Raw genomic sequence first — 26,382 nt, forward strand, 5'->3', positions numbered from 1 at the left:
ACCTCGGTTCGACTTTAAATTATCACTGCTAGTTTCCTGGGGGCAGCCTCTACTATGTGCCGCATGGCCCGACCCCGCAAGCCCCTGCTCAGCCGCGAACGCATCGTCGCCACGGCACTCGCGCTCGTGGACGCGGAGGGCCTGCAGGCCGTCTCCACGCGCCGCCTCGCGGCGGAGCTCGGCGTCAGCGGGCCGAGCCTCTACAACCACTTCACGACCAAGGACGAGATCCTCGACGCGGTCGCCGACGCGGTCGTCGGCGAGGTCGACCTCTCCATGTTCGACGACGTCCGCGACTGGCGGGACGCCCTCGTGACCTGGGCCCGCTCCTACCGCGCCGCCCTCGCGGCCCACCCCCGGATCGTCCCCTTCCTCGCCCAGGGCCCGGGCCGCCGCCCGGCCGGCCTGCGCATGGCCGACGCGGTCTTCGGCGGCATGACCGCCGCCGGCTGGCCCCCGGCCCACGCCACCCGCGTGGGCGCGCTCATGCGGTACTTCGTGGCCGGGTCAGCGCTGGGGTCCTTCGCGCGGGGGTTCGTCGACGACCCCTCGGCGTACGACCCGGCGGACTATCCGCACCTCGGGCAGGCCCACCTGCTCGCGGAACGGCAGCAGCGGGTGGACGAGGGCGCCTTCGAGACGGGGCTGCGCGCCCTCGTCGACGGGCTCGCGGTGCAGTTCGCCGCGCTGGGCCACACCGACTCCTGAGGATCCGGGTCACCGCTCGCAGGGGACGGCGAAGCAGACGGAACGCGTACGCCAGTCGCCGCCGTGGCCCGAACCCCAGTGGGCGTGGTCGGTCCGTATCCGGCCACCGGCTCCGCCTGGCTCATGTCGTCGGTGCGGAGCAGTGTCGAGTGCGCCCCGGTGTCGTCGCCCACGGGGGCGGCGGCGAACGCGGGTGCGGTCCGGAACGCCCGGCCCCGCAGGCCCCGGCCCGCCCAACGCACCCCGCGAGGCGGCGACCAGCCGCGCCGGATGGGGGGCTCCCCGGCCGAAGGCTGGGGGAGGGAAGGCGGGGGATGCCCGCCGCAGGGACAAGCAACCCGGACACGGCGACCCGCCGTCAGAAGACGACCAGGGCCCTCCCGCCCCTCCCCCGAAGCATCCCCTCGAACGCCCCCGGGATCCCCTCCAGCCCGATCCGCTCCGTGACCATCGCCGACAGGTCGAGCCGCCCGGCCCGCACGTGCTCCGCCAGCACCGGCAGGTCCCTCGCCGGGTCGCTGTTGCCGTACACGCACCCGGAGAGCGTCCGGCCGAAGTGGAAGAGCTCCAGCGCGGAGAAGGAGACCAGATCCCCCTTCCCGCCGATACCGACCACCGTCGTGCGGCCACCACGCCGTGTCGAGGACCACGCGGAGCGGATCGTCTCGCCGCGCCCGACGCACTCGATGGCGACGTCCGCCCCGTGCCCGCCGGTCAGCGCCCGGATCCGCTTGGCGACGTCCTCCCCCGCGAGGAGGAACTCCGTGGCGCCCGCGGCCCGCGCCAGGGCCTCCTTCTCCGGGGAGACGTCGACGGCCACCACGGTGCCCGCCCCCGCGATGCGGGCGGCCTGGAGGACGGCGAGGCCGACCCCCCCGACGCCGAAGACGGCCACGGACTCACCCGGGCGCACCGCGGCGCTGTGGTGGACCGCCCCGTAGCCGGTGAGCACGGCGCACCCGAGGAGCGCGGCCTCGACGAGCGGGACCCCGTCGGGGAGGGGCAGCACCGCGCCCGCCGCGACCACGGTCTCCTCGGCGAACGCGGCCGTCCCGAGCCCCGGGTAGAGCTCGGCCCCGCCGCCCGCGAGCTTCGCGTACGGCACACCAGCCGCCGCGCCCGCGCCGGCGCACAGCCACGGCTCGCCGAGCCCGCAGTAGTGGCAGACGCCGCAGGATGGCGCCCAGTTGAGGACGACACGGTCACCCGGCGCCACGTCCGCGACCCCCTCGCCGACCGAGACGACGGTGCCCGCGCCCTCGTGCCCGAGAACGGCGGGCGCGGGCTGCCGCAGCGTCCCGTTGGACAGGGACAGGTCGGAGTGGCACACCCCGGCCGCGGCGAGCTTCACCCGTACCTGGCCCGGCCCGGGTTCGGGCAGGTCGATCCCGGCGAGGGTCAGGGGCGCGTTGACGGCGGGCAGTACGGCGGCGCGGACCACGGTGTCTTCTCCTGCACTCAGGGCGGTGGCGGTAGCGGTCAGAACTGGAGGGACTTGGTCTGGAGGTACTCGGTGAGGCCGTGCGGGCCGAGCTCGCGCCCGACCCCGGACTGCTTGTACCCGCCGAACGGCGCCAGTGGATTGAAGCGGCCGCCGTTGATGTCGACCTGGCCGGTGTCCATGCGCCGGGCGAAGGCGACGGCCGCCGCCTCGTCGCCCGCCCAGACCGCCCCGGCGAGACCGTAGACGGTGCCGTTGGCGATGCGCAGCGCGTCCTCCTCGTCCTCGTAGGCCAGGATCGACAGGACGGGGCCGAAGATCTCCTCCTGGGCGATCGTCATCTGCGGGGTCACGTCGGCGAAGACGGTGGGGCTGACCCAGTAGCCACGCTCCCGCGGGGCGTCGGTGCCGCCGGCGACGAGGCGGGCGCCCTCCTCGACGCCCTTGGCGATGTAGCCGCGCACACGTTCGTGCTGCTTGGCGTTGACGACGGGGCCGATGCGCTCGCCGGGCACGTACTTGGCGGCGGCCGTCGCGGCGAGGGCCACCGCCTCCTCGTACCGGTCGCGGTGGACGAGCATGCGGGTCCAGGCGCTGCACGTCTGACCCGTGTTGGACATGACGTTGGCGACGCCGACGCCCACGGCCTTGGCGAGGTCCGCGCCCGGGAGGATGACGTTGGCCGACTTGCCGCCGAGCTCCAGGGCGACGCGCTTGACCGCGGCGCCCGCGGTCGCGGCGATCTGCCGGCCGACGGCGGTGGATCCGGTGAACGAGACCAGGTCGACGTCCTCGTGGGCGGCCAGGGCCTGTCCGGCGACCGGACCGAGGCCGGTGACGAGGTTGAACACGCCTGCGGGCAGGCCCGCTTCGTGGACGGTCTCGGCGAAGAGCTGGGCGACCAGCGGGGTGTCCTCGGCGGGCTTGAGGACGACCGTGCAGCCGGCGGCGAGCGCGGGGGCGACCTTGGCGACGATCTGGTGGAGCGGGTAGTTCCAGGGGGTGATCGCGCCGACCACGCCGACAGGCTCGTGCAGGACCGTGGAGTTGCCGATCCGCTCCTCGAAGGGGTGGGTGGCGGCGAGTTCGGCGTACGAGCCCGCGACCGCGATCGGGAGCCCCGCGTGGACCGCCTGGCTGAACGGCAGCGGCGCGCCCAGTTCGGCGGTGACGGTCTCGGCGATCTCGTCGCGGCGGGCGGCGAGGGCGTCGCGCAGCGCGGCGATGCGTGCGGCGCGCTCGGCGGGCGGGGTTGCCGCCCAGCCGCGGAAGGCCGCGCGGGCGGCGCGGACCGCGGCGTCGACGTCGGCGGCGGTACCGGCGGGCACGGTGGCGAACACCTGCTCGTCGGCGGGGTTGACGACGTCGATCGTCTCCGTGCCGGCGGCGGGCCGCCAGTCGCCGTCGATGTACATCCCGTCGTGCGGCTTCATCCCTTGTCCTCCCGGGCGGACCTGGCGTGGCACCTGGCGTGGCACCTGGCGTGACATGCCCAAACTAGCGCCGATAGTTTTCCGATTCCAGGACGGTACCCCGTGCGGTGGATCACGCCGGTGCGACCTGGACGGGGAATCCGTTGAGGACGGCCGTGCCCGACAGCGGGTCGAGCAGGGTCCCGTCGAGCAACTGGTTGAGGTTGGCCCCCGGTTCACGGGCCGCGACCGTCAGCCGGGTGCCCGCGCGGTCGTGGCCCCAGCCGTGCGGCAGGCTCACCACGCCGGGCCGCATCGCGTCCGTGACCTCGACCGGGGCCTCGATCTCACCGCCGTCGCCCTTGATCCGGGCCGGTGCCGCGTCGGTGAGGCCGAGCCGGGTGGCGTCCTCGGGGTGCACTTGGAGGGTGCAGCGGTTGCTCCCGCCGGTGAGCGCGGGCACGTTGTGCATCCAGCTGTTGTTGGAGCGCAGGTGGCGGCGGCCGATGAGGACCAGTCCGTCCCTGGACCGGTCGCCGACCGCGGCCAGCAGCCGGGGCACGTCGGCGGTGAGCGGCGCGGGCGCCAGTTCGATCGTGCCGGAGGCGGTGCGCAGCACCTCGGGGACGCGCGGGCGCAGCGGGCCGAGGTCGATCCCGTGCGGCCGGTCCAGGAGCCGGCGCAGGCTCAGCCCTTCGGGGTCGGCGCCGAAGCCGTCGCCGTACGGGCCGAGTCGCAGCATCATGTCGAGCCGGCGCTCGTAGCCGGTGCCTCCGGTGAGCGCGGCGGCCAGTTCGGCGGGGTCGCGGCCGTGGACCGCGGAGTGCGGGTCGGCGGTCTCCTTGGCCAGGCGGTGGGTGACGGCTTGCTCGTCGACGAGCGCGGGGTCGGCGTCCGGGCCGAAGCCGCCGAGCAGGAGCACGAGCCGGGCGAGGATCTCCGGCTCGCCGGGCCTGCCCTCCTCCAGGGGGATCGCGGGCGGGCTGTAGCGAGCGTTGTTGCGCACGGCGAAGTTGCCGAACGCGAAGTCGTAGTGGGCGCTGCGGGAGGGCGGGGGCGGCGGCAGGAGGACGTCCGCGTGGCGGGTGGTCTCGTTGAGGTACGGGTCCACGCTGACCATGAAGTCCAGTCCCGCCAGGGCGCGGTCGAGCCGTGCGCCGTCGGGGGCGGACAGCACGGGGTTGCCGGCGATGGTGACCAGGGCGCGGATCCGCCCTTCGCCGGGTGTGTCGATCTCCTCGGCGAGTGCGGCGGCGGGCAGTTCGGAGGCGACCTCGGGGTGGCCGGAGACCCGGCTGTGCCAGCGGCCGGTGGTGAAGCCGCGGCCGGGCCCGGCGGGGCGGGGGGCGCGCGCGGTGGCCGGCAGCGGGAACATCGCGCCGCCGGGCCGGTCGAGGTTGCCGGTGAGGATGTTGAGGACGTCGATCAGCCAGCTGGCGAGGGTGCCGAAGCGTACGGCGGTGCTGCCCAGGCGCCCGTAGACGGCGGCGCTGGGGGCGGCGGCCAGGTCGCGGGCGAGGGTGCGGACGCGCTCGGCGGGTACGTCGCAGTACGGGGCGACGGTCTCGGGGGTGAAGTCGCGGGCCAGTGCGCGGACCTCGTCGACGCCGGTGACGTGCCCTTGGAGGTTGCCGAGGCGGGTGAGCCCCTCCTCGAACAGCACGTGGACGACGGCGAAGAGCAGCGCGGCGTCGGTGCCGGGCCGTGGGGCGATGTGGAGGTCGGCGAGTTCGGCGGTGCGGGTGCGCTTGGGGTCGATGACGGTGAGTCTGCCGCCGCGGCGGCGCAGCGCCTTGAGCTTGCCGGGGAAGTCGGCGGCGGTGGCGAGGCTGCCGTTGGACACCATGGGGTTGCCGCCGATGACGACCAGGTGGTCGGTGCGGTCCAGGTCGGGCACGGGGACGGCGAGCGCGTCCCCGTAGAGGTGGCCGCACGCGGCCTGCTTGGGCATCTGGTCCAGGGTGCTGGCCGAGAACAGCGCCCGGGTGCCGAGGGCTCGGATGATCATCGGCGGGTAGAGGCCGCCGGCGATGGTGTGCACGTTGGGGTTGCCCAGGTAGACGCCGGCCGCCGCGGTGCCGTGGGTCGCGCGGAGGCGGTCGAAGCCCTCGGCTACCGCGGCGTACGCCCCGGCCCAGGTGGCCTCGGTGAGCACGCCGTCGCGGCGCACGAGCGGCCGGGTGAGCCGGTCGGGGTCGCCGTCGACCTGGCCGAAGGCGGCGCCCTTGGGGCAGATGAAGCCCGCGCTGAAGACGTCCTCGCGGTCGCCGCGGGCGCCGGTGACCCGGTCCGCGTCGATGGTCAGGGTCAGTCCGCACGTGGCCTCGCACAGCGGACAGATACGCAGGGCGGTACGACTGCTGGCCATCGGGCCTCCCGGGGCAGGGCGCTTCCTCGTGTGCGGCCACCATACCGACCGGTATGCATGTCGGGATAGCACTCACGAGGACGACGCTCGCGGGCTACGGCTCCAGCACCCTGGCCAGATAGGCGCGGAGCAGCACCTTCGTCTCGGCGATGAGCGCGGCCTCGCCCTGCGGATCCGCGCGGAAGGCCATCTTGAGCAGGGCGTCGGCGGCCTCCACGCCCACCACGAAGGCCGTCCGCAGCCGCCGGTCGTCGGTCACGGCCACGCCCGCGGCACCGAGCGGGGCGATGAGCAGGGCGCGGAGCCGGTCGGCGACGAGGTGGTTGGCCAGGTCGTTCACGGCTGGTCCGGGGGCCGGGCCGGCGAAGCTGACGAGGGCGAAGCCGGGCACGGTGCGCCGCATGGCGACGTACTGGTCGACGACGACGTCGATCAGGCGGCGCCAGTCCTCGGCGCCGCCGCGGGCCGCGCCGAGGGCGTCGAGGCGGTCAGTGACCCCGGCGAGATACTTGTCGAGGTTGCGGCGGGCAAGGGCGTCGGCCATGGCGCGCTTGTTGGAGAAGAAGCGGTAGACCGAGCCGATCGGCACACCCGCGCGGTCGGCCACGTCACGCGTGCTCAGTTCCTCGTATCCGCTCTCGTCGATGATCGCCGCTGCCGCGTCGAGGATCCTGGCGAAGCGTTCGGCGCTGCGCTGCTGGACGGGTACGCGCCGGAGACCGTTGCCGCTGCTGTGCACGAGATCCATCATGCCGGTTTTCCACAGGGACCCGTCGGTCCCTTGCGGGGTTGATTCCTATGGACAACCATAGGAATCGTGACCAGCACAGAGATCGCCAGCACGCAGATCCAGGACGGCAAGGACCTCGCCTACCTCCCCGGCTTCGGCAACGAGCACACGAGCGAGGCGGTCCCCGGAGCGGTTCCGGCCGGCCGCAACTCGCCACAGCGCGCCCCGCTCGGCCTGTACGCGGAGCAGCTGAGCGGCACCGCCTTCACCGAGCCGCGGCATCACAACCGCCGCTCGTGGCTGTACCGCATCCGTCCCTCGGCGGCCCATCCGCCGTTCCGCCGCATTCCCAACGGGCGGCTGCGCAGCGCGCCCTTCACTGAGGCCGAGCCCGATCCCAACCGGCTGCGCTGGAGCCCGCTGCCGCTCCCGCAGGAGCCGGCCGACTTCGTGGACGGCCTGGTCACCGTCGGCGGCAACGGGGACGTGCTGCGCCGCGAGGGCATCGGCATCCACTGGTACGCGGCCAACCGCTCCATGGACAGCCGGGTGTTCTCCTCCTCCGACGGCGAGCTGCTGATCGTGCCGGAGCGCGGCCGGCTGCTGCTCCGTACCGAACTGGGCGTCCTGGCCGCCGGGCCGGGCCACGTCGCGCTGGTCCCGCGCGGGGTGCGCTTCCGGGTCGAGCTGCCGGACGGCGAGGCGCGCGGCTACGTCTGCGAGAACTACGGCCAGCACTTCCAGCTGCCCGACCTCGGCCCGATCGGCGCCAACGGTCTTGCCAACGCGCGGGACTTCATGGCTCCGGTGGCGGCGTACGAGGACCGCGAGGAGCCGGTGGAGGTGGTGAACAAGTTCGGCGGCAACCTGTGGGCCGCCGAGTACGGCCACTCCCCCCTCGACGTCGTCGGCTGGCACGGCAACCTGGTGCCGTACGTGTACGACCTGCGGCGCTTCAACGTGCTCGGCTCGGTCAGCTACGACCACCCCGACCCGTCGATCTACACCGTGCTGACCTCGCCCTCCGACACTCCGGGCCTGGCCAACGCCGACCTCGTGGTCTTCGCACCGCGCTGGCTGGTCGGCGAGGACACCTTCCGCCCGCCGTACTTCCACCGGAACGTGATGAGCGAGTTCATGGGGCTCATCGAGGGCGCGTACGACGCCAAGGCGGAGGGCTTCGTCCCCGGCGGGGCATCGCTGCACAACATGATGTCGGCGCACGGCCCGGACCGGACGACCTTCGACAGGGCGAGCACCGCCGAACTGGTCCCGCAGAAGGTGGACGACGGGCTGGCCTTCATGTTCGAGACGCGCTGGCCGGTGGTGCCGACGCGGGAGGCGCTGGAGGCTGAGCACCTGCAGCGGGATTACGACGGCGTGTGGCGGGGGCTTGAGCGACACTTCCGGCCATGACGACGAGCCCGAGCAGCACCTTCGCACCCGACTCGCTGGTCCTGAACCGCAAACTCCCCTTGTGGTACCAGGTCTCGCAGTCCCTGCGCGCCTCGATACTCGGCCGCCGTCCGGACGCCCCGCTGCGGCTGCCGACCGAGGACGCACTGGCCGAACACTACGGCGTCAGCGTGCTCACGATGCGGCAGGCGCTGAAGGAGCTGGAGGAGGAGGGTCTGATCAGCCGCCACCGGCGGCGCGGCACCTTCATCGAACCGGCCGCGCTGCGCGGGGCGCCGGTGCGGCTGCTGGGTTCGGTCGACGCGATCGTCGCCCAGCAGTCCGGGGACCGCACCAGTGTGCTCGGCCACGGCCCGGCGCCCGTGCCACCGGAGTACGCGGAGTACTTCCCCGCGCCGGCCGAGACGATCGCCTACCGCCGGCTGCGCTGCGACGAGTCGGGGGAGCCGACCAACTGGGCGGAGAACTTCGTCCTGCCGGAGCTGGCGGCCCGCATCGACCTCGCGGACCTGGCGCGCTGGCCGATGACGAAGGTGCTGCGGGACGCCCTCGGGGTGCGGATCAGCCGCATCACCGACACCGTCGAGGCACGGCTGGCCGACCCGGGCACCGCCCGGCTGCTGCAGGTGCCGCTGCTCAGCCCGATCCTGCACTACACGGGGGTGACCTACGACGACACCGGCCGCGTGGTCGACGTGGTGCGCATCCACTACCGGGGCGACCGCTTCTCCTTCACCGTGACCATGGAGGCACCCTGAGGGGCCTCAGTAGCATGCCCACAGTGAGCGATGAAGCGCCGACGCTGGCCGACCTGATGCCGTGGTCCGTCCCGCCCCTGCGCCTGGGGCGGAGCTGGGTCATGGCACCCGAGGCGGCGACCCTCACCGCGCGTTGGGACCGGCTGGTGAAGACCAGGGGCACCGAGCGCGAGCGGCTGTTCCACCCGACCCGGGCACGCACCCCGCACACGGCCGTCGCCCAACTGCCGGGCCACCCCGCGCCCACCACCCGGCTGGAGCGGGAGGAGGGCCCGTGCGCGGAGCCGGTGCGGGTGCTGCACGGCCCGTACGACCAGCAGTGGCTCATCCCCGACCAGCGGCTGATCGACGCGGCCCGCCCCGAGTTGTGGCGGGTCGCCGACGAGGACCGGCAGCTGTACACGGTGGAGTTGGCGCGCCTGCCGCAGCTCCCGGGGCCGCCGCTGGCCTTCTCCGCGCTGCTCCCCGACGGCCACTCCCCCGCCGGCCGGCCGGGCCGGATCCGGCCGCTGTTCCGCCGCCCCGGCGGGCTGGACCCCAACCTCGCGCCGGGTCTGCTGGACCGCCTCCGCGGACGGCTGGACACCCCGGTCGGCGCGGAGGACGTGCTCGCCTGGATCGCCGCGCTCGCCACCGGCTGGCCCGTGGAGGTCCCGCTCACCGCCGATCCGGCCCTGTGGGCGGAGGGCGTCGCGCTGGGCCGCCGTCTGCTGTGGCTGCACACCCGCGGCACCCGCTTCGCCGATCCGGCGGAGGACCGCCCCGCGGGGCATCCCCGGCTGCCGGGCGGCCGGCGCCCCTATGTCCGGGCGGCGCTGCCCGACGTGCCGCGGGAGGGTCCGTCGTACGACCCGCGGGAAGCGGCGCTGGTACTGGGGAGCGGGCGGGTGGCACCGGTGCCGGAGGCGGCCTGGGGGTTCCACGCCGGGGGGACGCGGGTGCTGGAGACCTGGTTCGGGCGGCGGATCCCCGACGGGGCGGCGGAGGACCTGGACGCGATTCGGCCGGCCGCATGGCCGCGGGCCAGGACGACCGAACTGCTGGAGCTGATCAGTGTGCTGACCCTGCTGGCGGAGTTGCGGCCGTCACGCCGCGCGCTTGCCGCCCGGGTCGCGGCCGGCCCGCGGATCGGCGCCGCCGAGTTGCGCGCGGCCCGCGTCCTGCCGGTGTCCGAGACGGCGCGCCGTCCGGCCTCCGTGCTGGATCACCACGAGGAGGGGCCGGACGGGCAGTTCGCCCTGCTGTGACCGCAAGTCGACTTGACAACAGGCCCGGACGGAGCACACCGACGCGCCGCATGACGCGGCGCGGTGCCGGGACGGTGCACTGCGCCCGAGCCTGTCCGCTGAAGGAACGCCGAGAACGCCTCCGGTCAGCCGCGGCTGCCGAAGAGCGAACGACGCAGCCGCCGCAGCGGCGCGAACAGCGACACACGCGCACCGCGGCTGGCGTTCGCGCGCACATGGTCGCGCGAGGTCAGCTCGCGCATCAGCAGCGTGGCCTCCTCCGCCTCCCGCTGCGGCACGGCAGGGCCGGCCAGCACCGAGAGATGGCGGTCGAGACGCGCGCTGGACGCGCTGCTCCCGCACGTGACGGCAGGCACTCGCGGCCTGCTCCGCATTGCTATCTGATCCATGACACTCCCCACCCGTTCGAGGGCACCCGGCACCGGGCAGGGTAACCCTATCGTCCTGCAGCGTCACCTATGCATCCGTGTTCCCGGATTCACCTTCGCGTCAAGGGGGTTGACGGTCATGAACCGATCCCCAGCGCGAGCAGGGGAAGTTGGACCACGGGATCCGAGGTCGGCACCACGGATCCGCCACTCGGCTCAACCGTCACGGTGAACGCGTACGACAACTCGTCCAACCGGTCGGCCACGAACGGCCCGGGTGTGCCGCCCGCCGCCGGATCGGCGCCCAGCACCGCCAGGGAGCGGTAGGACGTCGGGCGCTCGCTCACCAGCCACAGCTGGTAGACCTCGCGTCCCTCCAGGCCCGGCAGCCCGTGCACCGTCACCACGGCGCGGCGCAGGTCCCGTGACACCACGGCGGTCACCCCTCGTCCACGGTCGTCGCTGGCGTAGGCGGGGCGGGCGTCCTCCGCGGTCAGGACCTCGTTCACCGCGCGCGTGTTCCCCCGCTCCCGGTCCAGTTGTGCGGCGGTCCGCAGCAGCAGGGCGCCCAGCACCAAGCCGGCCAGGAGGGCGGCCCCTGCGCCCGCCGCGGCCAGGCGCGTCGCGGACGGCCGGCGCCACGCCTCCCACCACCGCCGCGGCACCGGGACCTCCGGGCCGTCCGGCGCGTCGTCCACCGGCAGCGGCACCATCGGGGGCGGCGCCATCGGGGGCGGCGACGGCGAGGCCGGACTCCCGGCGCCGAGCCGCACGGTGTCCCCGGCCGGCTCCCGCACGCGGTCCGCGCACGCGTGGCAGCGCATCAAATGCCGCTCGAATCGGCGTGCTTCCCGCGGCGCGAGGGTGTCGAGCGCGTACGCCGCGGCCAGTTCGTGCACGGAACCTCTCATGGGTCGCCCCGCTTTCCTCCGCGGTGCGCGGCACGTCCGGCCGGGCCCATATCACGTTACAACCCTGTGACACAAATTCCTCCCGGTCCGCCAATCCGCGAGCCGACCGGCCCCGAACAACCCACGCAGGACCTCTTCCAAGGGGGAGGGGCCGGACTCGCGAAGGACCGAGCGATGACCGCACACAGCAGGAGCAGGATCAGGGCCCGTTTCGGGCGATCGCGCACGATCGCCCTGCTGGCCACGGGCGCACTGGCCGCGGGGGGACTCGCCGCCGTGGGCGTCACCGGACTGAAGCCGGGGACGGCACAGGCGTCCAGCCACCGGGAGGCGCCGCTGATCTCGGGGCAGCCGCAGTACGACACCACGGACGTCTACGCGTTCGTCAGCCCCGACCGCCCGGACACCACCACGCTGGTGGCGAACTGGATCCCGTTCGAGGACCCGGCCGGCGGCCCGAACTTCTACAAGTTCGCCGATGACGCCCAGTATGACATCCACATCGACAACGACGGGGACGCGCAGGGCGACTACCTCTACCGGTGGACGTTCCAGGACCACTTCCGCAACGAGAAGACGTTCCTGTACAACACCGGCCCGGTCACCAGCCTCGACGACCCGGACCTGAACTTCTACCAGACCTACGACATCGACCTGTTCCGGCTGCACAACCAGCAGGTCACCGGCCGCTACAAGGTCGCGAACGACGTACCGGTCGCGCCGTCGAACGTCGGCAAGGCCTCGATGCCGGACTACAACGTGCTGCGCCAGCAGGCCGTCAAGCACCTCGGCCGCGGCACCACGGCCTTCGCCGGCCAGGCCGACGACCCGTTCTTCCTGGACCTGCGGGTCTTCGACCTGCTCTACGGGGGCAACCTCTCCGAGGTCGGCGACGACACCCTCAAGGGCTACAACGTCAACACCATAGCCCTGCAGGTCCCGACGGCCGCGATCCGCCAGTCGGCGAAGCAGCCGGTGGTCGGTATCTGGTCCACCACGCAGCGGCGGACCGCGAACGGCGACTGGGCACAGGTCTCCCGCCTCGGCATGCCCCTGGTGAACGAGGTGGTCAACCCGCTCAAGGACAAGGACCGGTTCAACGCGTCCTCGCCCTGGAACGACGGTCAGTTCCTCAAGAACGTGACGCACCCCGAACTGCCCGGGCTCATCGAGGGCATCTACAAGATCAAGGCCCCGGCCACCCCGCGCGACGACCTCGTCCAGGTGTTCCTGACGGGCGTGCCGAAGCTCAACCAGCCGCCGCGCGTCCGCCCGTCGGAGATGCTGCGGCTCAACACGGCCGTCCCGCCGACCGCCAAGCCCAAGCGGCTCGGCGTCCTGGACGGCGACACCGCCGGCTTCCCCAACGGACGCCGGCTCGGCGACGACGTCGTCGACATCGCGCTGCAGGTGGTGGAGGGCGAACTGGTCGGCTCGAAGAACGACCTGGGTGACGCGGTCAACGCCAACGACCAGACGTTCGGCGCCAGCTTCCCCTACGTGGCCCTGCCGGCCTCCGGTTCGGACGGCCCGCTGGCCAAGCCGGCCACCAACTCGGCACAGACCGGCGGGATCACACAGCTCAACGCGGGCGGCCTGCTTCCCGGCGGCGGTGACGACGACACCGTGCTGATCGCCTCCGCGGCCTCCGGCGGCGCGGGCGTGCTGCTGATCGGTGCCGCGCTGCTGTGGTGGCGGATGCGCCGCCGCCCCGCCGGCCGCCGGGCGCACGGCCGCGCCTGAGGCCGGGCCTCCGGCCTCAGGCCTCAGGCCACCGCGGGAAGCACACCGCGCGGCACCCGGCCGGGGCGCACCGCGAGCGCCCCGGCCGGGCTCCACCCCGTCATCCCGAAAGGCAGCAGCCATGGACGTACCTGCCCTGGGCCGGCTTCGCGCCGCCGTCCTGTACGCGGCGCTGGTGCTCGGCCTCGCGCTGGCGCTCACCGCGGGCGCACTGGTCCTCGGCGGGTCCCCCGCCCCGCAGGACTCCGCGCGGGACGCGGCGCCCGCCGCCGACGCCCCGCTGGACCGCCTCGCCGAGGGCGACCTCGCGGGCGGCATCGCGGCCCTGCAGACGCATCTGCGGGCCCAGCCCAAGGACGCCGCGGGGTGGGCCGCGCTCGGCGCCGCCTACGTCGAGCAGGCCAGGACCAGCGGCGACCCCACCCGCTACCCGCAGGCGCAGGCGGCCTTCAGCCGCTCGCTGCGGATCGCCCCGCACGACAACGACGCCGCACTCGCCGGGCGTGCCGCACTCGCCGCCGCCCGCCACGACTTCCGCACCGCCCTCACCGAGGCGGACCGGGCGCTGAAGGTGAACCCCTACGGCGAGCGCGCCCTCGCCGTCCGGGTCGACGCCCTGGTCGAACTCGGCCGCTACGACGAGGCGCTGCGCGCCGCCGAGCACGCCGACGCGGTGCGACCCGGCATCCCGGTCTTCACCCGCCTGGCCTACGTCCACGAACTGCGCGGCGACCCGGCCGGTGCCCGCCGCATCCTGACCCGCGCCCTGGAGTCCGCCGCGACCCCGGGCGACACGGCCTACGTCGCCACGGCACTGGGCCAGCTCGCCTGGAGCCAGGGCCGCTACCCGGCGGCGCTGCGGCACTTCGCCACCGCGCTGCGGGCCGACCCGGGCTACCTGCCGGCGCTCGAGGGCCGCGGCCGCACATACGCGGCGCGCGGCGACCGCGGGAGGGCCTTGCGCGACCTGGGCCGGGTCGTCGACCGCTACCCGCTGCCCGCGCAACTCGCCGGACTGGGCGAGCTGTACGAGGCCGCAGGCCAGGACAAGCGGGCGCGGCAGCAGTACACGGTGGCTCGCACCTGGATCGCCCTCGCCAAGGCGAACGGCGTCGCCACCGACCTGGACGCGGCGCTGGTCGCCGCCGACCACGGGGACGCCGCCGAGGCGCTGCGCGCGGCTCGGGCCGAATGGTCACGCCGGCCAACCGTCCACACCGCCGACGCGCTCGCCTGGGCCCTGCACGTCAACGGCCGCGACCGCCAGGCCCTGCCGTACGCCGAGCGCTCCTCCGCGCCGGGCTACCGCAACGCCGCCTTCCTCTACCACCGCGGCGTCATCGAGGCGGCCCTCGGCAAGCGCGGGGCGGCCAGGACGTCGCTGGCCGCGGCGCTCCGCCTCAACCCCGGCTTCTCCCCCACCGCAGCCCCGGCCGCCCGCCGTGCGCTGGCCCGCATCGAAGGAGACCCGTCATGATCCGGCGCAGGACGGCCGCCGCGGCGGCCGCGGCAGCGGCGGGAGCGGCCCTCGCGCTGCTGCCCGCGCAACACGCGCAGGCGCATCCGCTCGGCAACTTCACCGTCAACCGCTACGACGGCCTGGTCGCCGCCCCCGGTGTGCTGCGGATCGATCACGTCGAGGACCTCGCCGAGATCCCCGCGGCACAGGCGGTGCCCGCGATCGACCGGGACGGCGACCGGGCTCTGGGCCGCGCCGAGTTGGCGAACTGGGCGAAGACGCGCTGCGAGGCGGCCGCGAGGGGCGCGCGGGCGTCCGTCGGCGGGCGCCGCGAACCGGTGGCGGTGCGCCGGGCCACGGCGGCCGTACGGCCGGGGCAGGCCGGGCTGACGACGCTGCGCGTCGAGTGCCGGATGACGGCGCGGCTGCCGTCCACGCAGCCGGCGTCCCTGGACTACCGTCCGGCGGACGTCGCCACCGGGCCCGGCTGGCGGGAGATCACCGCGCGCGGCGACCGTATGACGCTCCACGACGCCGACGTGCCCGGGCAGTCGGTGTCGCGCCGGCTCACCGCGTACCCGATGGACCTGCTCTCCTCACCCGCCGACGAACGCGCGGCCGGCTTCCGGGTGACCCCGGGCGGCCCCGCGCTGTCGGCGGAGGAGGACGCCCCCGCCTCCGCCGGTGTGCTGCCGCGCGGCGCGGACCGCTGGACGCGGGCCCTCACCGACCTGGTGTCGCGGCACGCGCTCACCCCGGGCTTCGCCACCCTGGCACTGCTCACGGCGCTTGTCCTGGGCGCGATGCACGCGCTCGCGCCCGGGCACGGCAAGACGCTGATGGCGGCGGCGGCCGCCGCGGGCGGCCGGCGGTCGCGACGGGACATGGTCGCGCTGGGCGCGTCGGTGACGGTCACCCACACCCTGGGGGTGTTCGCGCTCGGCCTGCTGGTGACGACCGGTTCGGCCGCGGCGCCCTCGGTCATCGGCTGGCTGGGAGTCGCGAGCGGGGTACTGGTCGCGTGCGCCGGGGCGGCGCTGCTCCGCCGCGCATGGCGGTCGCGGGGGCAGCCGCACAGCCACGGGCATGACCACGGGGACGGTCACCACAGCCACGGCCATCACCACCACAGCCGTCCTCACGAGCACCCGCGCCCTCACACGCCCTCCCCCGGGACGGCGCCACAGGCCGCGCCCGCCGCCGTCCTCACCGCCGAACACCCCGCCCCCGAGCGCCACGGCCACGTCCACCCACACACACATACGCATCCGGATACGCAGGAATCGCGACCCACCCTCCGGGGCACGGTCCTGCTCGGCTTCGCCGGCGGCCTCGTCCCCAGCCCTTCCGCGGTCGTCGTCCTGGTGGGCGCCGCGGCCCTGGGCCAGGCCTGGTTCGGCTTCCTGCTGGTCCTCGCGTACGGCGCGGGTCTGGCGATCACGCTCACGGCCGCCGGTTTCGCCGTCGTCCGCCTCGGCCGGCTGGCCGGGACGGCCTCGGCGCTGCGGGGCCGCGGCCGGCTGTTCACGGCGGCGCGGCGGCTCACGCCGCTGGTCACGGCGTCCGTGGTGCTGGTGCTGGGCTGCGGCCTGGTGCTCAGGACGGCGCTGTCGATGGCCGGTTGACGGAGCTTTCCGTCGAAAGGGTCCGTTCGGGGGGAAGTTCGGTCATGCTGGGCTGCGGGCGGCACGAAGGGGGGACACGCCGATGACACGGCTTGTGGCGGGGCGCTACCGGCTGATCAGCGAGCTGGGCCGGGGCGGCATGGGTGTGGTGTGGCTGGCCCGGGACGAACTGCTCGGCCGTGAGGTGGCCGTCAAGGAGGTCAAGGCCCCGCCGGGCCTGGACGACCGGGAGGTCGAGCGCCTGTACGCCCGGCTGCAGCAGGAGGGGATCGCCGCCGCCCGGGTCGAGCACCCCAACGTCATCAAGGTGTACGACGTCGCCATGGCCGAGGGCAGTCCGTGGATCGTCATGGAGCTCGTCCGGGGCGTGACGCTCGCCGACGTCCTCGACGCCGAGGGCCCCATGGAGCCGCGGCGGGCGGCGGGAATCGGCGGCAAGGTGCTGGAGGCGCTGCGCGCCGGCCATGCCGCCGGGGTGCTGCACCGCGACGTGAAGCCGGGCAACGTGCTCATCGGCAATGACGGACGGGTCGTGCTCACCGACTTCGGTATCGCCATGATCGAGGGTTCCTCGGCGATCACCCGGACCGGCGAACTGGTCGGCTCACCGGAGTACCTGGCCCCCGAGCGGGCGCTCGGGCGCCGTCCCGGCCCGGAGTCGGACCTGTGGTCGCTCGGGGTGCTGCTGTACGTGGCCGTGGAAGCCGGTTCGCCGTTCCGCCGCGACACCGCGCTGAGCACGATGCGCGCGGTGGTGGACGAGGAACCGCCCGAACCGCGCAGGGCGGGACCGCTCGCCCCGGTGATCACAGGGATGCTGCGCAAGGACCCGGCGGCCCGCCTCCCGGGTGAGGAGGTACAACGGCGGCTCGACGCCCTCGCCTCCGGGCGCACGCCACCGGGCGCCGGCACGGCCTACGCCACCACGCAGGCCGCCGCGCCACTGCCGCCGAGGCCGGACGGCACCCCGACCCGGCCGACCCCGGTCTCCTCGACCCCGGTCTCCTCGACCCCGGTCTCCTCGACTCCGGTCTCCTCGACTCCGGTCTCCTCGAAGCCACTTGGGCCGACGGCACCGGTGGGCGCGGGGTACGGCGCCGCGCCGGCAGGGGCCTCTCCGGCCAGGCCGCGCCGCGCGGCGGTGGCAATGGCGGTGGGCGCGCTCGCCCTCGCCCTGGGCATCGGAGGCGCGGCCTACGCACTCCTCGACGACGGCTCGCCCGGTGGCTCCGGCCACGGCACCACCGCCGGGAACACTCCGGGCGGCGGGGAGACCCCGTCCGTCACCGGCTCGCGGGACGACGACGGCGGCGCGGACGCCAGCGGCTACGAGGCGACGGCCGGCGGCAGTGACTCCGGGTCCCCGCACACCTCGCCGCCGGCCGGCACACCGGTCCAAGTGAACGTCCACGTCACGGTCTCGGCCGTGCGCGACACCTACACCGGGGGCTGTCCGCCGCCGGCAGAGCAGGCGCCGTCCTTCTCGGCGGTCGTCACGGTCGACCGCACTCCGGTGACGGTCACCTACCGCTGGACGTCCAGCGCCGGTGCTTCCGGCCACGGCCGGCAGACCCTCGAATTCCCGGCGGGAGGCCCGAAGAGCCGCACGGTCGAGTACACGGAGCCGTCCTACGAGCCGGACGGCACGATCGAGGGCTGGGTGTCGTTCGCGGTGCGGAGCCCGGTGGAGTCGGCGTCCGGGCACGTCCCGTTCACGGTGACGTGCCGGGCGCCGAGCCCGTCACCGAGCGGTTCGGACGGGACGGCGCCGACCCCCTGAGGTCACGTCGGCACGGGTGAGGGGTGCCGGGCCGTGGCCCGGCACCCCTCGCCTCATGTCGTCCGGGTGCTGCGCGCTGCCGTGCCGCGGGTCACGCGGCGGAGGTGAAGACCGGCAGGTAGCCGCCGGACTGCCCGGAGGCCGTGGGGTGGTAGGACTCGTAGACGGGGAGGGTGAGGCTGTGCAGCCACGCCGAGCCCGAGCAGAGCTCGTGCCCGGTGAAGGTGCCGCGGACGTCGGCGAAGGCGAAGCCGTGGTCGGCGGCGCGCTTGGCGGTGACGGTGTCGAGGAGGTCGGCGGCGTCGTTGATGGCCCTGCGCTTGGTCTCGCTGAGGCCGATGCAACTGGTGCCCAGCTTGTAGAAGCGCGGGTAGCCGAGGACGACGACACGGGCCGAAGGCGCCCGTGAGCCGATGGCGTTGTAGACGGAGTCGAGCCGTGCGGGCAGTTGGTTGTTGGCGAAGTCCCTGGCCTGGTTGATGCGGCTGAGGCAGGTGCTGTCGGAGCTGAGGACGCAGGTGGTCATCACGTCGGCGAAGCCGGCGTCGTTGCCGCCGATGCTGATGCTGACCAGGGTCGTCGAGGCGTTGAGCGGACCGAGTTGGTTGTTGAGCACGTCGGTCGTGGTCGCTCCGGAACACGCCGTGAAAGAGAACCCGGACGGGCTGTGCGCGTTCGCCCACAGCCGGGGGAACGCCTTGCTGCTGCGGTAGCAACTGCCGCTCGAGCTGTCGTAGCTGCCGGACCCGACCCCGGCGGAGTACGAGTCGCCCAGTGCCACGTAGACGGGGCCGGCGGCTTGGGCGGAACCGGCACCAACCAGGGCGAGTGCGGCGGTAAGGAGAAGCGCGGATGCGGCTGACACGAAACGGGACAGTCTCATGGAACCTCCCTTAGCAGGATCTCTGCCGCATCTTTCGTACCGCGCAGTAACACGTTCGGGAAGTGTCCATGCCAAGATTTATGACATGGACATTCCTGTGCGCTGTCCGTGATCGCCGCTGCGTGCACCGGAAGTGACGCCACCTCGGCCGATGGGCTCTACTCCCGTAGTTGACAAGCGCTTTAGGGACTCCGGCAGCCGCACCACTCGAACACGCCGGCAACGCCGGTCGCACAGTACGACGGAGAACGCCCACGCCCGGCGGGACCGTCACCCCTTGGGGACGGCGGTCTCGGCGGCGCTGGAGGAGCAGCCGCGGTTCACGACCGCCTGGCAGCAGGCGGGCTCCATCGGGACCGCACGTCGCCGGCAGGAGGACCAGGGCGATCGCACCGACGCCCAGGAGCACGGTGACCTCTCGCCGCCCCGCCACCGGCAACCCCCCATAGGCACGTCCGCGTGACGTCCCATCACCCGCCGGGGTAACCTGCGCAATGCCCGGATCAAGCCGGTTTCACCGGGAGTTCAGGGATTCAGGGGGATTCCGCCACTCCGCAAAAACCCGGTGCGAATGCGGACCTTGTGCCGGATCATGTGCGGCATGCCCGACGCAACGCCACCGCATCGCGCCCTGTCCATCCGTCTCGGCATGAACGACGACGACTCACCCTCCGACGCCATCGACGCCCTGTTCCTCAGCCGCTTCGTCACCGGCGAGCAGCCCCACTCGTGCGGCACGTCCCTGGACCGGGTCAAGTCGGGACTGACGCTCGTCCCGGGCGGCGGATCGGTGCTGCGCTCCGCGCGGGACAAGGACCGCGGCGCGACCCTCGCCGAGGGCGACGGCTGGACGATCCTCGTCTCGCGCTGGCACCGTCGTGCCGATGTGACGGTGACGGCGGTCAGCGAGGAGCTGGCGCGACGCGTCCTGGCGCAGGCCGTCGAGGACGCCGAGGACCAGCCGGAACCGCAGCCCGACGACGTGACCATGGGCTTCTGGTACGTCGCGCCGCGCCGCGGGCCGCACCGCATCACCCGGCAGATCAGCGCCGCCCCCTGGGACGACGTGCGGGGCAACTACACGGCGCCGGTGGCGGAGGCCATGGACGGACTGATGAAGCTCACCGCCGACGACGTCAGCGGCCGGCTGCTGCTCCTGCACGGCCCGCCGGGCACCGGCAAGACCTCCGCGCTGCGCACGCTGGCGCGCGCGTGGCGCGACTGGTGCCAGGTGGACTGCGTCCTCGACCCCGAGGTGCTCTTCAACGACGTCGGCTATCTGATGGAGATCGCCATCGGCGAGGACGACTCCGAAGGGCCGGGCCGCTGGCGGCTGCTGCTCCTGGAGGACTGCGACGAACTCATTCGCGGCCAGGCCAAGCACCAGACCGGGCAGGCGCTGTCGCGGCTGCTCAACCTCACCGACGGACTGCTCGGCCAGGGCCGCAACGTCCTGGTCGGCATCACGACCAACGAGGACCTGGAGCGGCTGCACCCGGCGGTGGTCCGCCCCGGCCGCTGCCTGGCCCGGATCGAGGTCGGCCCGCTGACCCGCGCCGAGGCGACCGGCTGGCTCGGCACGTCCGAGGGCGTCGGCCGGGACGGCGCCACGCTCGCGGAGCTGTACGCGCTGCGCCGCGCCGCCTCCGCCTCCGGCGGCACGGCGCTCCCCCACCAGACGGCCGCGGCCTCCGCCTCCGGAGGCCTTTACCTCTGATGGCCGGGGGTTCCCCCGGCGGAGCACGGGGGAGGATACGGACCCGCACCCCGGCCGAACTGCGCCGCGGCCGCCGTCCGCGGTCGCACGGCTGCTGGGACCACCTGTACGCGGCGCCGCTGTGGCCGCTGCACGGCGCCAACCTGGGGACACTGCTGCGCACCTGCGACGCGGTCGGCGCGTGCCTGGTCGTCCCGCGCTTCCCCTGGGTGCCGGAGGCACTCGCCCGCGGCAACACCCTGCGGCGGCCCGCCTGCGTGCACTGGACCGGCGATCCCCTGGGCTGGCTGCAGCGGCAGCGCGACCGCGGGGCGCACGTCGTCGGGGTCGAACTCGCCGACGAGGCGGTCCGGCTGGCGGACCTGCCGGCCGCGCGGCGCACCACGGTCGTCGTGCTGGGACACGAGCAGCAGGGCATCCCGCCGGAGGCGCTGGACCTGCTCGACCTCGCCGTCGAGATCCCCATGGTGGGCACGGGCGCCAGCCTCAACGTCGCGGTCGCCGGATCGCTGGCGCTCTACAAGCTGGCCGGGCTGCTGTGAACGGCGCGGGCTACGCCTCGTACGCGGCGCGCAGCGCGTCCCGCACGGCGGCCTCGGCGGCGGCGCGGTCCAGGCCGAGGCGCCGGGCGCGCTGGGCGTAGGCGGACGCGGCGGCGGCCGCCTCCCGGTTCGCGGCGTCGCCCGCGGCCGCGACGAAGGTGCCGCCCCGGCCTCGGGTCTCGATCACACCGTCCGCCTCCAGGGCGCGGTAGGCCTTGGCCACGGTGTTGGCCGCCAGGCCGAGGTCGTCGGCGAGACCGCGGACGGTCGGCAGCCGGTAGCCGACCGGGAGAGCGCCGGAACGGGCCTGGTCCGCGATCTGCTCTCGCAGTTGCTCGTAGGGCGCGGTGGCCGCGTCGGGCCTGACGGTGATCTTGAGGCTCACGGTGTGTCGTCCTCCCGGCGGGACGGATCGGCGCTGTTTGTCGCGGCCATTGTGCTGCACGCGCCGTCGGTGAGGACGACGGCGCGGCCGGGCCCCGCCGGGTCGTGGGCGATCGCGTCCCCCGGCTCGTGCAGGTGCAGCACGAAGCGCTCGCCCGCGCGGTACGCCTCCAGACCGGCCCTGCAGTACGCCACCATGTCGTCCGGCAGCGCGTCCAGGGGGAACCAGCCGAGCCCGGAGCACTTGTCCGGCTCGCGGTTGACCGGCTCGTGGACGGCCGCGTCCGCCGTGAAGAACCAGCCGATGCGTTCACCGCCGCCGGGCGCGCGGTGCTGCATGACGAGGGCGACCGAGACGTCCTCGGGGCGCAGCACGACACCCACCTCCTCGTGGGCCTCGCGGATCAGCGCGGTCAGGACGTCCTCGCCGTCCTCGACGTGGCCGGAGGGTGCGTGCAGCAGGCCGTCGGCGTATCCGGTACCGGCCCTGCGGCCGAGCAGGACCTCGTCGCCGCGGCGGAGGACGAGGTGCACGTCGACGATCTCCGTGTGCCTGCGGGGCTGTTTGATCCGCACGACCGCGACGTAGCGCTCGTCGTGGACCGGGCCGCCCCACAGCGCGGTGTCGTGGGCGAGCTGCTCGACCAGGGTGTGCTCGGCGAGCGGCCGCACCATCGCGGCCAGTTCGGTGGCGCGGATGCCCACCGGCTCGGCCTCCCCCCAGCGGCCCTCGACCAGCACCAGGCGTCCGCCACGGCGCAGCAGCCGGGCCCAGCGGCGCAGCGCCGCCACGGGGTCGGGCAGCGCCCACAGCAGGTGGCGGACGAGCACCACGTCGAACCGGGCATGGGCGACCGGCGGTTCGGCCGCGTCCCCGAGGAGCACGCGGGCCCCGGTGCCGGCCAGCTTCGCCCGGGCCAGCGCCGCCATGCGCGGGGAGCGGTCGACCGCGGTCACCCGGTGTCCTTGCTCGGCGGCCAGCCGCGCGAGGCTGCCCGTGCCGCAGCCGAGGTCGAGCACGTCCGCCGGGGTGGCGGGCAGCCACGCCCGCATCCGCGCCGCCCACGCCTCCCGCACGGCGGGCTCCCGCAAGCCGTGGTCGGGCTCCTCGTCGAAGCGGTCGGCCACGGTGTCCCAGTACGCGTCACTGCTGATTTCGCCCACCCCGTGATCCTTCCACCCCCCACTGACACCGCCCGATGACCGCGGACGGCCCGCCGCCGGGGCGGAGCGGCGGCGCGGCGTCGACGGGCGCCCCCAGCCGAACATCGGCCGCATGGCCATGCCCCCGCCACGGGCGGGCGGACCGCCGTCCCGTCCAAGGCGCGGCACCCCCCTGGATTCCGGGGGCAGGGCGCGGGCAGATCCCCCCACGACCGAACGCCACCTTCGAGACAAGCCCGGATTCGCCCCGGCACCCGCCGCGCGGAAGCCGTCCAGCACCCCAGCGGAACCCGCCGGACGCCACCCGCACCAAGCCCGGCCCCCGAGGACCGGCAGACCAGCGCCCCCGGGTCACCACGCCTGCGCGGCGGCGACGGCCAGGCAACCGCCGAGCGGAAGCCGCCCGGCGCCCGAGGACGAGGACCGGACGGCTCCCGGCCATGGCCGCAATAGCCCCCACGGCGACACCGCCCCTCGCCGGCATCAGCGGTGTCCCCGCCCCGGACGGGGGCACCGTGGCCGGGGGAGCCACCCCCTGTGACTCCGGCGGGGCGCGGGCGGATCCCGCCCCCGAACGCGCCCCACCGGCGCCCGCGGCGCGGAACGAGGTCCGCGGAGTGAGGTCAGCTCAGGCCGAGGTTCCGGTAGCGGGTGCGGCGGGCGGCGAGGCGGACGGCGCGTGGGCGGGTGCGGAGGGCCGCGAGCTCCTCGCCCAGGACCGCGCCGAGGCGGGCCAGGAAGGCCTCGGGCTCGTCCGCCGCGTCGGGCCGCTCCTCGACCACGCGGTCGACGATCCCGTGCGCGGCCAGGTCCGCCGACCGCACCCCCTGGCGCTCCGCCACCTCGTACGCCCGCTCCGTCGTCCGGTACAGGATCGCCGAGGCCCCCTCGGGCGGCAGCGGGGAGAGCCACGCGTGCCGCGCCGCCACCACCCGGTCCGCGGGCAGCAGCGCGAGCGCGCCCCCGCCGGCGCCCTGCCCGAGCAGCAGGCACAGCGTGGGGGCGGGCACGCTCATCAGGTCGGCGAGGGAGCGGGCGATCTCGCCCGCCAGGCCACCCTCCTCGGCCTCCCGGGACAGCGCGGCGCCCGCCGTGTCGACGACGGACAGCAGCGGCAGGTCGAGTTCCGCCGCGATGCCCATGCCACGGCGGGCGACCCGCAGGCCGGCGGGGCCGAGCGCGGGCGGCCGGCCGTCGCCGGTATCCGGCCGGTCGTGGCCGAGGACGACGCAGGGCGTGCCGCCGATCCGGGCGAGCGCCAGCAGGAGTCCGGGGTCCCGCTCCCCCGCGCCGGTGCCGCTGAGCGGGGTCACGTCCCGGGCGGCCACGGCCAGCAGGGCGCGCAGTCCAGGCCGTTCGGGCCGCCGTGAGTGCCGGACGGACTCCGCGGCCGGGGGGACGGGGACGTAGGGGGCGGGACCTGGCTCGGCCCGTCCGGTGCCGGGGGCAGCCGCCGTGTCGCCGCACAGCACCCCCAGGGCGCGTGCCGCGGCGGCCGCGAGTTCCGCGGAGGGCAGGACCGTGTCGACGATGCCATTGACCAGCAGGTTCTCCGCGACCTGGACGCCGGGCGGGAACTTTTCGCCGTACAGGGCCTCGTGCACCCGGGGGCCGAGGAAGCCGATGAGCGCCCCAGGTTCGGCGGCGGTGACGTGCCCGAGGGAGCCCCAGGACGCGAAGACCCCGCCCGTGGTCGGGTGCCGCAGGTGGACCAGGTAGGGCAGGCCCGCGGCCTTGTGGTCGGTGATGGCCGCCGCGACCTTGACCATCTGCAGGAACGCGATGGTGCCCTCCTGCATCCGCGTCCCGCCCGAGGCGGGCGAGGCCAGCAGCGGCAGCCGCTCGCGGGTGGCCCGTTCGACGGCCCGTACGAGGCGTTCGCCGGCGGCGACGCCGATCGAACCGCCCAGGAAGCGGAACTCGCCCGCGACGACGGCGACCCGGCGGCCGCGGATCCGGCCCTCTCCGGTGACCACCGACTCGTCGAGCCCGGTGCGCTCACGTGCCCGGGCGAGGTCGGCGCGGTACCCGGGGTCGTCGAGGTACCCGGGCAGGGCGGTCACGGGCTCGTCCCAGCCGTGCCAGGTGCCGTGGTCGACGACGGCGTCGATGAACTCGAGGGCGGCCGTGCTGCGGCGCGTCGGTTCGGTCATGGCACCAACCCTAGGGTGCCCGCCGGAGGCCTGTGGCCAGGGCCAACACCTCACGGAACACGGGGCGGAGGTCACTCGAACGGCGCAACTCCATCACGGTCCGAAGGTCGTTGTGGGGATGTGGTCACAGTCGATCCCCAGAACGCGCCGGGTGCGCCGTCCGGGCGTGAGGTCCCCCGGACGGTCCCGGCGCCCATCCGCCGCAGCCGTCCGTACCGCCCGATGGAAGGCGTCCCCCTCGGGGAATGGGTCTTCGTCCCGGGAACGGCGGGATTCTTCGGCCGGAGTTCGGACGCCTACATCGAGCGTGGCGAGGAGCGCGTTCCACTCGTGTACTGCTCTTCGGAACTGGAACAGTTCGCCAACGAAATGGTCGGGATCGAGGGAGATTTCACCCGCCGCTGCTCCGGAATCGATCTGGAGGGGCGGTATTAGGGCGTGCATTCCCCGTATCCCCCGCCCACGCCCGGCCCCGACAGGGATTCCTTCATGCCGCCTTTGCAGGACCGTTTCCGCTTCGAGAACGACATGCCGTACGAGGACCATCTCAACGGTCACACCATCTACAGTCCCCGCCGGACCCCTGACGACACGTCGGGAAACGGCGTCTTCTCCGCCCCTGACTACGACGTCCTGAACGGGGTGTGGACGTCCGAGGAGGAATTGGCCCAGCTCCTCGAACCCCCTTTGCCGGACGAGGTGGACGACGACGAGGACGACGTCTTCGCCGCGCCCTCCCCGGAGGCCGCGACCCACGAGCTGCCGCTCACCCGGCACCGGCACCGCAGGATCCGCCGGGCGGCGCTGCGGCAGAAGGTGACCAGGACCCAGACGCTCAGCTTCCTCGTCGCGGCGGTCGCCGCCACCATCGTGGCCATGGTGAGCGTGCTCGGCGGGATGGTCGCCCACGACCCGCTGCGCCACATCGCCGCCACCGACGGGGCGTCGGGGCTCGCGGACTGGTGGCCGCTGCTGGTGTACGGCCCCTGGATGGTGGCCTCGCTGTCGATCCTGCGGGCCGCGCTGCACCAGCGCCGCGCGCCGCATTCCTGGGCGGTGGTGCTGCTCTTCTCGGCCTTCGCGATCCTGTTCTGCGTCGCCTCCGCCCCCCGGACGATCACCGACTGGACCGTCGCGAGCCTCCCCGCCATCGCGGCGCTGTCCTGCTTCCACCAGCTCGTGCGGCAGATCACCCTCACCCACCCCCCGCGGCGCACCTCCCGCAGCCGGCACTCCTCCTGAGGGGCCGGCACGGCGGACACCGCCCATGATCCGCATCATTGACGTGTCCATTGCGATGATGTGAGGATGCCGGTGATCCGGTCGACCAACGAGCTTTTCCTGGAGGGGACATGAACAAGCGCAGGGGCGCCTCGGTCGCCGTGGCCGTGGCCGCGACGCTCACCGGAATGCTGGCGCTCGCCGCCCCGGCGAACGCGAGCGTGCCCTACAAGGTGTACTCGACGAGTGCTGCCTGCAAGACGGCCGGCCAGAACTTCGTCAACTCCGGCCAGGCCTATCAGTACACGTGCACATGGGACAGCCCGGGCTACCTCCTGACGCTCTGGCTCGG

General features: G+C 74.2%; 23 protein-coding genes. 13 read left to right on the forward strand and 10 right to left on the reverse strand.

Annotated elements, in window-relative coordinates; all coding sequences use genetic code 11:
* The first annotated feature begins 63 nt into the window (after positions 1-63).
* Positions 64-708: a TetR/AcrR family transcriptional regulator gene (locus tag ACRWNP_RS20130; RefSeq protein ID WP_431963249.1), complete on the forward strand. Its 645-nt coding sequence runs from the start codon at positions 64-66 to the stop codon at positions 706-708.
* A gap of 358 nt (positions 709-1,066) precedes the next feature.
* Here ACRWNP_RS20130 and ACRWNP_RS20135 read toward each other — a convergent pair whose 3' ends face one another.
* The 4 genes from ACRWNP_RS20135 to ACRWNP_RS20150 form a co-directional block, all read right to left on the reverse strand.
* Positions 1,067-2,149, reverse strand: coding sequence for a zinc-binding dehydrogenase (locus tag ACRWNP_RS20135; protein ID WP_431963251.1), 1,083 nt, complete (start codon positions 2,147-2,149; stop codon positions 1,067-1,069).
* 38 nt (positions 2,150-2,187) lie between these two features.
* Positions 2,188-3,582, reverse strand: coding sequence for an aldehyde dehydrogenase family protein (locus ACRWNP_RS20140; RefSeq protein ID WP_431963253.1), 1,395 nt, complete (start codon positions 3,580-3,582; stop codon positions 2,188-2,190).
* Positions 3,583-3,694: 112 nt separating this feature from the next.
* Positions 3,695-5,929: a molybdopterin oxidoreductase family protein gene (locus ACRWNP_RS20145; RefSeq protein ID WP_431963255.1), complete on the reverse strand. Its 2,235-nt coding sequence runs from the start codon at positions 5,927-5,929 to the stop codon at positions 3,695-3,697.
* 94 nt (positions 5,930-6,023) lie between these two features.
* Complete coding sequence (locus ACRWNP_RS20150; protein ID WP_431963257.1) at positions 6,024-6,680, reverse strand: TetR/AcrR family transcriptional regulator; 657 nt, start codon at positions 6,678-6,680, stop codon at positions 6,024-6,026.
* 66 nt (positions 6,681-6,746) lie between these two features.
* Here ACRWNP_RS20150 and hmgA point away from each other — a divergent pair, with 66 nt between their 5' ends.
* Genes hmgA through ACRWNP_RS20165 form a run of 3 tightly spaced genes read left to right on the forward strand, consistent with a single transcriptional unit; the run spans position 6,747 to position 10,080 of the window.
* Positions 6,747-8,075: a homogentisate 1,2-dioxygenase gene (gene hmgA / locus ACRWNP_RS20155; RefSeq protein ID WP_431963259.1), complete on the forward strand. Its 1,329-nt coding sequence runs from the start codon at positions 6,747-6,749 to the stop codon at positions 8,073-8,075.
* A complete protein-coding gene (locus ACRWNP_RS20160; RefSeq protein ID WP_329188710.1) occupies positions 8,072-8,833 on the forward strand; it encodes a GntR family transcriptional regulator in 762 nt (253 codons plus the stop codon). The genes hmgA and ACRWNP_RS20160 overlap by 4 nt, the downstream gene beginning before the upstream one ends.
* Before the next feature lie 14 nt (positions 8,834-8,847).
* Positions 8,848-10,080, forward strand: a complete 1,233-nt coding sequence (locus ACRWNP_RS20165; protein WP_431963262.1) for a type ISP restriction/modification enzyme — start codon at positions 8,848-8,850, stop codon at positions 10,078-10,080.
* A 125-nt stretch (positions 10,081-10,205) separates the two neighbouring features.
* Here ACRWNP_RS20165 and ACRWNP_RS20170 read toward each other — a convergent pair whose 3' ends face one another.
* Together ACRWNP_RS20170 and ACRWNP_RS20175 are read right to left on the reverse strand one after the other, a co-directional pair.
* The gene (locus tag ACRWNP_RS20170) at positions 10,206-10,469 is read right to left on the reverse strand and encodes a hypothetical protein (RefSeq protein ID WP_431963264.1); all 264 of its coding nucleotides are present in this window, start codon (positions 10,467-10,469) and stop codon (positions 10,206-10,208) included.
* 116 nt (positions 10,470-10,585) lie between these two features.
* Entirely contained in the window at positions 10,586-11,359 is a 774-nt protein-coding gene (locus tag ACRWNP_RS20175) for an anti-sigma factor domain-containing protein (protein ID WP_431963266.1), read from the reverse strand.
* Positions 11,360-11,533: 174 nt separating this feature from the next.
* Here ACRWNP_RS20175 and ACRWNP_RS20180 point away from each other — a divergent pair, with 174 nt between their 5' ends.
* The 4 genes from ACRWNP_RS20180 (at position 11,534) to ACRWNP_RS20195 (ending at position 17,966) form a co-directional block, all read left to right on the forward strand.
* Entirely contained in the window at positions 11,534-13,102 is a 1,569-nt protein-coding gene (locus ACRWNP_RS20180; protein WP_431963268.1) for a DUF4331 domain-containing protein, read from the forward strand.
* Between the two features lie 121 nt (positions 13,103-13,223).
* Positions 13,224-14,579 (forward strand): tetratricopeptide repeat protein, encoded by a 1,356-nt coding sequence (locus tag ACRWNP_RS20185; RefSeq protein ID WP_431963270.1) that lies wholly within the window; start codon positions 13,224-13,226, stop codon positions 14,577-14,579.
* A complete protein-coding gene (locus ACRWNP_RS20190; protein ID WP_431963272.1) occupies positions 14,576-16,186 on the forward strand; it encodes a nickel transporter in 1,611 nt (536 codons plus the stop codon). Before ACRWNP_RS20185 ends, ACRWNP_RS20190 begins: the two co-directional genes overlap by 4 nt.
* An 82-nt stretch (positions 16,187-16,268) precedes the next feature.
* Entirely contained in the window at positions 16,269-17,966 is a 1,698-nt protein-coding gene (locus ACRWNP_RS20195) for a protein kinase domain-containing protein (RefSeq protein WP_431963274.1), read from the forward strand.
* Positions 17,967-18,057: 91 nt separating this feature from the next.
* Here the strand turns inward: ACRWNP_RS20195 and ACRWNP_RS20200 are convergent, their stop codons facing one another.
* Positions 18,058-18,849, reverse strand: a complete 792-nt coding sequence (locus ACRWNP_RS20200) for an SGNH/GDSL hydrolase family protein (protein WP_431963276.1) — start codon at positions 18,847-18,849, stop codon at positions 18,058-18,060.
* Positions 18,850-19,126: 277 nt separating this feature from the next.
* Here ACRWNP_RS20200 and ACRWNP_RS20205 point away from each other — a divergent pair, with 277 nt between their 5' ends.
* The 3 genes from ACRWNP_RS20205 to ACRWNP_RS20215 all read left to right on the forward strand — a co-directional run bounded on the left by ACRWNP_RS20205 (position 19,127) and on the right by ACRWNP_RS20215 (position 21,108).
* Complete coding sequence (locus ACRWNP_RS20205) at positions 19,127-19,312, forward strand: hypothetical protein (protein ID WP_431963278.1); 186 nt, start codon at positions 19,127-19,129, stop codon at positions 19,310-19,312.
* A gap of 138 nt (positions 19,313-19,450) precedes the next feature.
* Positions 19,451-20,566, forward strand: a complete 1,116-nt coding sequence (locus tag ACRWNP_RS20210; RefSeq protein WP_431963280.1) for a DUF5925 domain-containing protein — start codon at positions 19,451-19,453, stop codon at positions 20,564-20,566.
* Entirely contained in the window at positions 20,566-21,108 is a 543-nt protein-coding gene (locus ACRWNP_RS20215; protein ID WP_431963282.1) for a TrmH family RNA methyltransferase, read from the forward strand. The genes ACRWNP_RS20210 and ACRWNP_RS20215 overlap by 1 nt, the downstream gene beginning before the upstream one ends.
* Positions 21,109-21,118: 10 nt before the next feature.
* Here ACRWNP_RS20215 and ACRWNP_RS20220 read toward each other — a convergent pair whose 3' ends face one another.
* From ACRWNP_RS20220 to ACRWNP_RS20230, 3 genes are all read right to left on the reverse strand, one after another.
* Positions 21,119-21,493 (reverse strand): GntR family transcriptional regulator, encoded by a 375-nt coding sequence (locus ACRWNP_RS20220; protein WP_431963284.1) that lies wholly within the window; start codon positions 21,491-21,493, stop codon positions 21,119-21,121.
* On the reverse strand, positions 21,490-22,656 hold the full coding sequence (locus ACRWNP_RS20225) for a methyltransferase domain-containing protein (protein WP_431963286.1): 1,167 nt from the start codon (positions 22,654-22,656) through the stop codon (positions 21,490-21,492). Before ACRWNP_RS20225 ends, ACRWNP_RS20220 begins: the two co-directional genes overlap by 4 nt.
* Positions 22,657-23,279: 623 nt before the next feature.
* Entirely contained in the window at positions 23,280-24,809 is a 1,530-nt protein-coding gene (locus tag ACRWNP_RS20230) for a carboxyl transferase domain-containing protein (protein ID WP_431963288.1), read from the reverse strand.
* A gap of 489 nt (positions 24,810-25,298) precedes the next feature.
* Between ACRWNP_RS20230 and ACRWNP_RS20235 the strand changes: the two genes are divergently transcribed.
* Together ACRWNP_RS20235 and ACRWNP_RS20240 are read left to right on the forward strand one after the other, a co-directional pair.
* Positions 25,299-26,051, forward strand: a complete 753-nt coding sequence (locus tag ACRWNP_RS20235) for a DUF2637 domain-containing protein (RefSeq protein WP_431963290.1) — start codon at positions 25,299-25,301, stop codon at positions 26,049-26,051.
* Positions 26,052-26,161: 110 nt separating this feature from the next.
* On the forward strand, positions 26,162-26,382 hold a 221-nt coding region (locus ACRWNP_RS20240; RefSeq protein ID WP_431963292.1), incomplete at its 3' end, for a hypothetical protein.

The sequence above is a fragment of the Actinacidiphila sp. bgisy160 genome (assembly GCF_965342435.1).
Lineage (GTDB): Bacteria > Actinomycetota > Actinomycetes > Streptomycetales > Streptomycetaceae > Actinacidiphila.

Excerpts from the sequence above, each read along its gene's own strand:
- ACRWNP_RS20130 (WP_431963249.1), top strand. The coding sequence starts at position 64 with ATGGCCCGACCCCGCAAGCCCCTGCTCAGCCGCGAACGCATCGTCGCC.
- ACRWNP_RS20140 (WP_431963253.1), bottom strand. The coding sequence starts at position 3,582 with ATGAAGCCGCACGACGGGATGTACATCGACGGCGACTGGCGGCCCGCC.
- ACRWNP_RS20145 (WP_431963255.1), bottom strand. The coding sequence starts at position 5,929 with ATGGCCAGCAGTCGTACCGCCCTGCGTATCTGTCCGCTGTGCGAGGCC.
- ACRWNP_RS20150 (WP_431963257.1), bottom strand. The coding sequence starts at position 6,680 with ATGATGGATCTCGTGCACAGCAGCGGCAACGGTCTCCGGCGCGTACCC.
- ACRWNP_RS20160 (WP_329188710.1), top strand. The coding sequence starts at position 8,072 with ATGACGACGAGCCCGAGCAGCACCTTCGCACCCGACTCGCTGGTCCTG.
- ACRWNP_RS20165 (WP_431963262.1), top strand. The coding sequence starts at position 8,848 with ATGCCCACAGTGAGCGATGAAGCGCCGACGCTGGCCGACCTGATGCCG.
- ACRWNP_RS20170 (WP_431963264.1), bottom strand. The coding sequence starts at position 10,469 with ATGGATCAGATAGCAATGCGGAGCAGGCCGCGAGTGCCTGCCGTCACG.
- ACRWNP_RS20175 (WP_431963266.1), bottom strand. The coding sequence starts at position 11,359 with ATGAGAGGTTCCGTGCACGAACTGGCCGCGGCGTACGCGCTCGACACC.
- ACRWNP_RS20180 (WP_431963268.1), top strand. The coding sequence starts at position 11,534 with ATGACCGCACACAGCAGGAGCAGGATCAGGGCCCGTTTCGGGCGATCG.
- ACRWNP_RS20185 (WP_431963270.1), top strand. The coding sequence starts at position 13,224 with ATGGACGTACCTGCCCTGGGCCGGCTTCGCGCCGCCGTCCTGTACGCG.
- ACRWNP_RS20190 (WP_431963272.1), top strand. The coding sequence starts at position 14,576 with ATGATCCGGCGCAGGACGGCCGCCGCGGCGGCCGCGGCAGCGGCGGGA.
- ACRWNP_RS20195 (WP_431963274.1), top strand. The coding sequence starts at position 16,269 with ATGACACGGCTTGTGGCGGGGCGCTACCGGCTGATCAGCGAGCTGGGC.
- ACRWNP_RS20200 (WP_431963276.1), bottom strand. The coding sequence starts at position 18,849 with ATGAGACTGTCCCGTTTCGTGTCAGCCGCATCCGCGCTTCTCCTTACC.
- ACRWNP_RS20210 (WP_431963280.1), top strand. The coding sequence starts at position 19,451 with ATGCCCGACGCAACGCCACCGCATCGCGCCCTGTCCATCCGTCTCGGC.
- ACRWNP_RS20215 (WP_431963282.1), top strand. The coding sequence starts at position 20,566 with ATGGCCGGGGGTTCCCCCGGCGGAGCACGGGGGAGGATACGGACCCGC.
- ACRWNP_RS20230 (WP_431963288.1), bottom strand. The coding sequence starts at position 24,809 with ATGACCGAACCGACGCGCCGCAGCACGGCCGCCCTCGAGTTCATCGAC.
- ACRWNP_RS20235 (WP_431963290.1), top strand. The coding sequence starts at position 25,299 with ATGCCGCCTTTGCAGGACCGTTTCCGCTTCGAGAACGACATGCCGTAC.